General features: G+C 46.1%; 4 protein-coding genes. 2 read left to right on the top strand and 2 right to left on the bottom strand.

Features of this window, described 5'->3' with window-relative positions; translation table 11 throughout:
• Positions 1–743 precede the first annotated feature (743 nt).
• Positions 744–1,442 carry a tRNA (guanosine(37)-N1)-methyltransferase TrmD gene (trmD, locus tag HWQ38_RS09310; protein ID WP_292792530.1) on the bottom strand — a complete coding sequence of 233 codons (699 nt, stop codon included), beginning with the start codon at positions 1,440–1,442 and terminating at the stop codon, positions 744–746.
• 538 nt (positions 1,443–1,980) lie between these two features.
• Between trmD and HWQ38_RS09305 the strand changes: the two genes are divergently transcribed.
• Together HWQ38_RS09305 and cphA are read left to right on the top strand one after the other, a co-directional pair.
• Positions 1,981–2,844 carry a cyanophycinase gene (locus tag HWQ38_RS09305; protein ID WP_292792528.1) on the top strand — a complete coding sequence of 288 codons (864 nt, stop codon included), beginning with the start codon at positions 1,981–1,983 and terminating at the stop codon, positions 2,842–2,844.
• A 174-nt stretch (positions 2,845–3,018) separates the two neighbouring features.
• On the top strand, positions 3,019–5,724 hold the full coding sequence (cphA, locus tag HWQ38_RS09300; RefSeq protein WP_292792526.1) for a cyanophycin synthetase: 2,706 nt from the start codon (positions 3,019–3,021) through the stop codon (positions 5,722–5,724).
• Positions 5,725–5,776: 52 nt separating this feature from the next.
• Here cphA and tatA read toward each other — a convergent pair whose 3' ends face one another.
• Positions 5,777–5,950, bottom strand: coding sequence for a twin-arginine translocase TatA/TatE family subunit (tatA, locus tag HWQ38_RS09295; protein WP_179069315.1), 174 nt, complete (start codon positions 5,948–5,950; stop codon positions 5,777–5,779).
• Positions 5,951–6,168 lie beyond the last annotated feature (218 nt).

The following is a 6,168-nucleotide window of genomic DNA, read 5'->3' as shown; positions in this document are numbered from 1 at the left end:
CGAAGCGATCGCGCTTGAGCCAGTCGTCGAGAACGTCAAACCACCCTCTACTGGGTGCGCGTCCAACTGCGATGGTCATGAGAGCAAATCTCCAAATGTTTATAAGTACAGGTTGTATCTGTATTATAGATGGCTAGATAAAAGCCTTCTATAAGCAGAGATTTAACCGGGTTGTTAACCAAGTTTACAATTTTTTACATACCTTTAATCATATTAGGTGCAAATCGCTAATTTTTGTAGGGGATTTCTCATAAAAATTAATTTTTGATCTAGATGAGGTCAAATAAACAGATCGGGGGCTGGGTAGTAGGCTTTCAAGGGTAGGTATGTAAAAATCAGGCAGTAGAGAGGGTGATTTGAGAGACATGAAGTTGGTAAGGGCACAGCAATGTTCATACCTGTCAACTTAACGTAAAAGCCATGTCCCACAAGGAACTGAAGTTCCAGGCGAGCATGGAAGCCAACAGATAAGCGATTTTTCGCTTAAGTTGACACCAATGAGCTTTTTCTGTGCCCCTACGAGAAATCTATATGTATCAGGGTTTGTGTGAAATGGTATAACACAACATCGGTAAACGATACTTATTCCTACTACTGTCAAGCGATCGCTCCAAGTTGATGCATCTGCCGCTAATGGTAAAGGTTTTTCTCCTTCTGGCTAAAGACTTAAAATCCCAGATAAATGTAGTGGACTAAAACATTCTGCCCCTTTTTTAAATATTTACTCTTGAAAGCTGTTCCCCCTACTCCTCCGGGTCTCCTGGTTCCAATTTTTCCAGGAGATCAGGGCGGCGATCGCTTGTTCTTTGAATTTGTTGTTCGTAACGCCACCGCGCGATCGCGGCGTGATTCCCACTGAGCAAGACATCAGGCACTTTCAAGCCGCGAAAATTGGCAGGACGAGTATATTGGGGATAGTCCAATAACCCTTCCTCAAAACTTTCTGCTGTTAGCGACTCAGTTTTGGCCACAGTTCCCGGTAAGAGCCGCACGACGCCATTAATCAAAGCCATTGCTGGAATTTCTCCCCCAGTCAGAATAAAATCCCCTAAAGATACTTCACGAGTTACCAAATGCAGCACCCTCTCATCCACTCCTTCATAATGTCCGCAAATAATTACTAACTGGTCATAATTTATCGCCAATTCTTTCAAAAGAGCTTGATTGATTGTTTGACCCTGTGGACTCATCAAAATTACTTCTCTTCGGGGTAGAATCGGCCGCGACTCCACAGCCGTAAAAATAGGTTCTGGCTTCATTAGCATCCCAACGCCGCCGCCGTAGGGTTCATCATCTACCTTTCGGTGCTTGTCAGTGGTAAAGTCCCGTGGGTTAACCAGATGCACTTCGGCAATCTGTTTGGCTAAGGCTTTACCGAGTAGCCCGGAATTGAGAACAGAGTTAAAACAGTCAGGAAAAAGCGTAACTATATCAAAGCGCACAGTTATTCGTATTCGAGGACACTAATCTTAAATTTGAATGTCTAGCAAACATCATCAAGCCGAGGTGGGGTCAAACTCCAGTTAAACTTTATCAATAGTATCTAAAACTACCAGACCCCTTGGATTTTAGATGGAATCAAAAGTTTTTCTAATTACTTAATTTATGTTTAAATGTTGTCACAAGTACATTTAAATTAATAATCATATCAAGTTAACAACTTCCAGGATGCATCGAGCCAGCCTCACGAAAAAGCATAGTCTGATCTGCTCGTCCCCAACCCTAGAGGGGGAATCTAGCCCCCTAAAGACTATTTTGCCCTGCTGCAAGTGGACAGATGAAAAACAAGGCGCTGGCTTTGAGGAAGGGGAACAAACACGTTTAGGCTGAGGCAACGCGAGCGTTAAGCGAGAATTTGGAGAGTGCCTGGCCCTGTTCCAAAGTTCCAAAAAGTGTCCTCTCAAAGAAGCCAAGCGCAAAAATCATGGCTGCTACTGATCCTTGTTAAATTCACCTGAAGTTGTTGACAGGAGAAACAAAATGCCGCAATTACAAGCTAAATCGCTAGAAATGAGGACACCTCAAGCAACTAAAACCGCCGTTCTAGTTATCGGAGGCGCAGAAGATAAAGTTCATGGGCGCGAAATCCTACGAACTTTTTTTGGACGTGCTGGTGCTAGTAAGGCTTATATTACAATTATTCCATCTGCCTCACGCGAACCCGCGATCATCGGTGGTCGGTATATTCGCATTTTTGAAGAAATGGGTGCCCAGAAGGTAGAAATTTTAGACATCCGCGAACGGGAACAGTGTGAAGCCTCCCAGATCAAAGCATCCTTAGAAGCCTGTAGTGGGGTGTTTTTGACAGGAGGAGACCAGCTGCGTCTGTGTGGGGTATTGGCAGATACCCCAGCAATGGAAATTATTCGACAGCGAGTCAGGGCGGGGGAACTTACCTTAGCAGGCACCAGTGCAGGAGCGGCAGTGATGGGGCATCATATGATTGCTGGCGGCGGTAGTGGAGAGTCACCAAATCGTTCCTTAATCGATATGGCAACTGGTTTGGGATTTATTCCCGAAGTAATCGTTGACCAACACTTTCACAACCGGAATCGCATGGGGCGACTGATTAGTGCGATCGCAGCTCACCCCGATCGCTTAGGTATTGGCATTGACGAAGATACTTGTGCAGTGTTTGAACGTGATGGTTGGCTACAAGTTATGGGCAAAGGCAGTGTTACAATTGTCGATCCCACTGAACTCACTCACACCAACGAACCCTATGTTGGTGCTAATGAACCGTTAACCGTGCATAATTTACGTCTCCATATCCTCAGCTACGGCGATCGCTTCCACTTGTATCAGCGCACTGTATTGCCTGCTGTACACCGAATCTCCAGCTGACGGGATAGAGTATCTGAGGTTACACTGAGTTGACCGCACATTATTATTTCTTGTTGCACAAATAATGATCAAAATACCATGTAAAAAGAAAAAACTGTTCATTGTAAACAGTTTAGCGGTCAATTTCAGTAAGAAACTAGAATTTTGGTTCCGAATCTCCATCTACCTATTCCCATGAGAATCCTCAAGATCCAGACCTTACGCGGCCCAAACTATTGGAGCATTCGACGCCACAAATTGATCGTCATGCGCCTCGATTTAGAAACCCTTGGCGAGACACCCTCCAATGAAATCCCTGGCTTTTATGAAGGATTAGTTGAGGCGCTGCCGAGTCTGGAGGGTCACTATTGTTCGCCTGGCTGTCGTGGTGGTTTTTTGATGCGAGTCAAAGAAGGCACTATGATCGGTCACATCGTGGAACACGTAGCCCTAGAACTCCAGGAATTAGCTGGTATGCATGTCGGCTTTGGTCGCACCCGCGAAACAGCCACACCCGGAATTTACCAAGTAGTGATCGAGTATCTGAATGAGGAAGCGGGACGTTACGCTGGACGAGCCGCAGTTCGCCTGTGCCAGAGTATCGTTGATCGAGGCCGTTACCCCAAGGCAGAACTAGAGCAAGATATCCAAGACCTGAAAGACTTTACCCGTGATGCTTCCTTAGGCCCTTCTACAGAAGCGATCATCAAAGAAGCAGAAAAAAGAGGTATTCCCTGGATGTCTCTGGAAGCCCGCTTTTTGATTCAGCTAGGCTACGGCGTGAACCAGAAGCGGATGCAGGCCACAATGACGGACAACACCAGCATTCTAGGCGTAGAACTAGCTTGCGATAAAGAAGCAACTAAACGCATCCTCGCGGCGGCTGGTGCGCCAGTACCCAGAGGTACAGTGATCAACTTCTTAGACGATTTGGAACAAGCTATTGAATACGTTGGCGGCTATCCCATCGTCATCAAGCCCCTGGATGGCAATCATGGACGTGGGATCACTATTGATATCAGAACTTGGGAAGAAGCTGAAGCCGGATACGAAGCTGCCAGGCAGGTTTCCCGGTCAATTATTGTCGAAAGATATTACGTTGGGCGCGACCACAGAGTACTGGTGGTAAATGGCAAGTTAGTAGCAGTAGCCGAACGCGTTCCGGCTCATGTGATTGGCAACGGCAGATCCACGATCGCCGAACTAATTGAGGAAACAAACCTTGACCCAAATCGCGGTGAAGGACATGATAACGTCCTCACCAAGATTGAACTAGACCGCACCAGCTACCAGTTGCTAGAAAGGCAAGGCTACACCCTAAATAGTGTGCCACCCAAAGGCACTATTTCTTATCTCAGGGCAACGGCAAACTTGAGTACAGGTGGTAGTGCTGTAGACCGTACCGATGAAATTCACCCAGAAAATCTCTGGTTGGCACAACGGGTAGTCAAAATTATCGGTTTGGATATCGCCGGACTCGATATTGTCACCACGGATATTAGCCGTCCTCTGCGGGAAGTGAATGGCGTGATTGTCGAAGTTAATGCCGCTCCCGGCTTCCGAATGCACGTTGCCCCAAGCGTGGGTATTCCTCGCAACGTCGCTGGCGCAGTCATGGATATGCTGTTTCCCAACGAGCAATCTAGCCAAATTCCGATCCTCAGCATCACGGGCACTAATGGCAAAACCACTACTACCCGACTACTAGCACATATTTATAAACAGACTGGTAAGGTAGTAGGTTATACGACTACAGATGGTACATATATCGGTGATTACTTAGTAGAAGCTGGCGATAACACAGGCCCCCAAAGTGCCCAGGTGATCCTCCAAGATCCCACAGTGGAAGTAGCAGTACTGGAAACGGCTCGCGGTGGCATTCTCAGGTCTGGATTGGGCTTTGAAGCAGCAAATGTGGGGGTAGTTTTAAATGTAGCCTCTGACCACTTAGGAATAGGCGATATAGATACCATTGAGCAGTTAGCTAACCTCAAGAGTGTAGTAGCGGAAGCTGTATTCCCTGATGGTTATGCGGTACTTAACGCCGACGATCGCCGCGTCGCTGCCATGTCAGAAAAAACTAAGGCTAATATTGCTTACTTCACCATGAACCCCGACTCGGAATTGGTGCGAAAGCACATCCAAAAGGGTGGAGTAGCGGCGGTGTATGAAAATGGCTATTTGTCAATTGTTAAAGGTGATTGGACACACCGCATAGAAAGAGCCGAAAATATACCTTTAACAATGGGCGGACGTGCGCCGTTTATGATTGCCAACGCTTTAGCTGCAAGTTTGGCGGCATTCGTGCAAAACGTCACAATTGAGCAGATTCGGGCTGGTTTGAAGACCTTCCGGGCTTCAGTTAGTCAAACGCCAGGACGAATGAATCTATTTAATTTAGGAAACTACCACGCTTTGGTGGACTATGCCCACAACGCAGCCAGTTACGAAGCTGTAGGTTCCTTTGTGCGGAACTGGACTACAGGACAACGGATTGGCGTAATTGGTGGCCCTGGCGATCGCCGTGATGAAGACTTTGTGACTTTGGGCAAATTAGCAGCACAAATTTTTGATTACATCATCATTAAAGAAGACGATGACACACGGGGACGAGTACGGGGATCAGCCGCCCAGTTGATTATTCAAGGCATCACCCAAGTTAAGCCTGATAGCCGCTATGAATCAATTCTGGATGAAACCGAAGCGATAAATAAAGGCTTAGACATGGCTCCTGATAACAGTCTGGTGGTAATTTTGCCAGAAAGTGTTACTCGCGCGATTAAGTTAATTAAGCTGCGTGGTTTAGCGAAGGAAGAGACACTCCAACAAAATCCCGGCACAAACGTCATCGATTCCCAAAATGGGATCACACCTTCTTCTGTTGTTAATACTTTGCTGTAGTCAGGAATCAGCAGGAGCCAACGCACTGACTCCTGTATTCTGACTCCTTTGATCATTGTTTTTCTTCTTCCTGATTGGTTTCCTCGCTGGGAGTTTTCATCTCCTCCTTAAAACCTCGTAGGGTTTTGCCCAGCGCAGTTCCCAGTTCGGGAATTTTTTTCGGCCCAAAAATTAGAATAGCGACTATGGTAATTACAGCTATTTCTGGCCATCCCAGTCCAAACATATAAATTTCCTCTAAGGTATCTGTAATTAAATATAGACATTCATGGCTCAAATCCGATGAGTTCACCACTGATCGGCGCTCGACTCTCTTGCAGAAACAGGCTATCACCTAGACCTGATAGAGAAACTTTTAGTGTGTGGTCTTTAAGGCTATTTTTTGATAAAAAGATTTCATGATTTAAAATCAGGTAAAAGAAACATTAGAGTCAGTATTATGAG

It is taken from the genome of Nostoc sp. NMS7, from assembly GCF_017115085.1.
Lineage (GTDB): Bacteria > Cyanobacteriota > Cyanobacteriia > Cyanobacteriales > Nostocaceae > Nostoc.
Note: the sequence above shows the minus strand (reverse complement) of the source record. Positions and strands in the feature narration are given on the sequence as shown.

Coding starts and splice junctions, on each gene's coding strand:
- HWQ38_RS09305 (WP_292792528.1), top strand. CDS start 1,981: ATGCCGCAATTACAAGCTAAATCGCTAGAAATGAGGACACCTCAAGCA.
- tatA (WP_179069315.1), bottom strand. CDS start 5,950: ATGTTTGGACTGGGATGGCCAGAAATAGCTGTAATTACCATAGTCGCT.
- cphA (WP_292792526.1), top strand. CDS start 3,019: ATGAGAATCCTCAAGATCCAGACCTTACGCGGCCCAAACTATTGGAGC.